We start from the raw sequence: 1,136 nt of genomic DNA on the forward strand, positions 1-1,136 counted from the left end.
CCCTCCTCCCCCAGCCTCACCCCCTCCTCCAGGAGGTGCAGGCAGTCTCCCGTCAGCTTCTTGCGCACGCACCAGCGCCCGTACGCCGCTTCCAGCGCCGTGCCTGCCTCCGGCGCCTCCACCACGCGCACGCGCCCCCGCCTCGGGTCCTCCAGCGCCACGAGCCCCAAGGACGCACGTGCACGCGGACGCCGCGTCTCCGGACTCAACAACCGGAGCGCCTCCATCCTGGGATGCGACGTCACCGGCGCACCGGGGGCCAATCTCCGGACGGCCTCCGCGAAGGCCTCGCCGTCCAGCGCCACCGGCGCCGTCTCCTTGCGCGGCGTGTACTCCCGGGGCTGTCCCTCTCCCGTGTCCAACCGCCACGTCCGCGACGTCGCACACCCCGTCGCGCACACCATCCACACCAGCACTGCCATCCAGCGCGGCATCATTCACGCCCCGAGCCCTGCGCCCCTTGTCTCAAGAGCGGAGCCCGGGAGTATGAAGACGCTCAGCCCTGGAGCACCACACCCCGCTCCGCGTCTCCGTGCAGCAACCACAGGCGCGCGGCGGACTCCTGCCAGAACCGACGGAGGATCTTGTCCGTCCCACTCCCCAACGCCACGCGGTTGAGTTGCAGCGCGACGATCTCGTTCTGCACCAGCTCCGCCACCCGCGTCACCCCGGAGCGCAGGCCGTACTCCTGCACCCGGCGGATGAGGTCCGCGGCCTCCGGCGACGCGGGCCGGAACGTGCGCAGGTCGGCTTCAATCTTGATCGCCTGCCCCGCGACCGTGTCCGTCGCGGCCTTCAGCTCCACCACGAAGCGCTGCATCTCCTCCAGCCGGATGTAGCCCTCCAGCGCGAAGCTCACGATGGACTCAGCGCGATTCACGTCGATTCGATACATCAGGCGCTCCCTTCGTGTGGACTTCATCACCCATCCGGCGCGCGGCCACCAACGGCCCACGGGACGAGCCAGACATTCAGGACTCCACGGACAGCTCCTCCAGAAGGAGGGCAAGCCCCCTCGCCGCCGCGGCCTGACGTACCGCCCGCCTGTCTCCGGTGAACAGATGGCGCTCCACCACCGCCGGCCTGCCCCGCCGCCGCACCGCCACGAACACCAGGCCCACCGGCTTCTCCTGCGT

The 1,136-nt window shown here is 70.6% G+C and carries 2 protein-coding genes and 1 pseudogene; all 3 read right to left on the reverse strand.

All coding sequences use genetic code 11. The features are described from left to right. Positions 1–437: pseudogene (locus tag D7V88_RS41675) on the reverse strand (AHH domain-containing protein); the annotation flags it as partial. Between the two features lie 59 nt (positions 438–496). Next, positions 497–895, reverse strand: a complete 399-nt coding sequence (locus D7V88_RS41680; RefSeq protein WP_120545977.1) for a hypothetical protein — start codon at positions 893–895, stop codon at positions 497–499. Positions 896–971: 76 nt separating this feature from the next. Next, positions 972–1,136, reverse strand: a 165-nt coding sequence (locus tag D7V88_RS45360) for a CinA family protein (protein ID WP_208726767.1), incomplete at its 5' end; no start/stop codon positions are given.

Origin of the sequence: Corallococcus terminator, assembly GCF_003611635.1 — a bacterium.
Classification (GTDB): domain Bacteria; phylum Myxococcota; class Myxococcia; order Myxococcales; family Myxococcaceae; genus Corallococcus; species Corallococcus terminator.